Annotated in this window: 2 protein-coding genes; both read left to right on the forward strand. The window is 64.5% G+C overall.

Features of this window, described 5'->3' with window-relative positions:
- Positions 1-68: 68 nt before the first annotated feature.
- Positions 69-359: a transposase gene (locus MXD61_RS05765; protein ID WP_248811804.1), complete on the forward strand. Its 291-nt coding sequence runs from the start codon at positions 69-71 to the stop codon at positions 357-359.
- Positions 356-715, forward strand: a 360-nt coding sequence (locus MXD61_RS05770; protein ID WP_248811805.1) for an IS3 family transposase, incomplete at its 3' end; no start/stop codon positions are given. The genes MXD61_RS05765 and MXD61_RS05770, both read left to right, overlap by 4 nt.

Genomic DNA, 715 nt, shown 5'->3' on the forward strand with positions numbered 1-715 from the left:
TGAGGTGCCCCTTTTCTCCCGGACAGCGGTCCCTACTAGAATTAGGGGCAGCACGGAAGGGGTAATAGTTGACGCAGAAGCGCAAGAGATACTCGCCCGAGTTCAAGGACGAGGCGGTAAAGATGGTGATCGAGACATCTCGTCCGATCGCAGACGTCGCGCGTGAACTCGGCATCCTCGAGGGAACACTCGGGGTCTGGGTCGCCGCCTACCGGCGTGCCCACGCCGGCGAGGCACCGTCACCGGCCGCCGAGGACAACACGCGAATACGCGAACTCGAACGGCAGAACCGTGAGCTTCTCATGGAGAACAGCTTCTTGAAAAAAGCCGCCGCGTACTTCGCCAAGGATCATCGGTGAGCGACACGTTCGAGTTCATCGATGCGGAGTACGCAGCCCGCACCACCACGAATGTCGGTATAACGGTGCCGTCCATCACCCAGATGTGCGCCTGGCTCCAGGTCTCTCGCTCAGGTTTCTATGAATGGCACGACCGTCCTGCCTCCGCGACCGCGACCCGCCGCGGCGAGCTCACCGCCCTCGTCCACCGATCGTTCACCGCCTCCGACGGCACCTACGGCTACCGGCGCGTACACGCTGACCTGTGCGCCTGGGGTCGCCCCTGCAGCCCCGAGCTCGTCCGCGCCCTCATGCGCGAGCAGGGCCTGGAACCATGCCAGCCACGCCCCTGGCGGCACACCCTGACCGAACAGGGC

The sequence above is a fragment of the Frankia sp. AgPm24 genome (assembly GCF_023243055.1).
Taxonomy (GTDB): domain Bacteria; phylum Actinomycetota; class Actinomycetes; order Frankiales; family Frankiaceae; genus Frankia; species Frankia umida.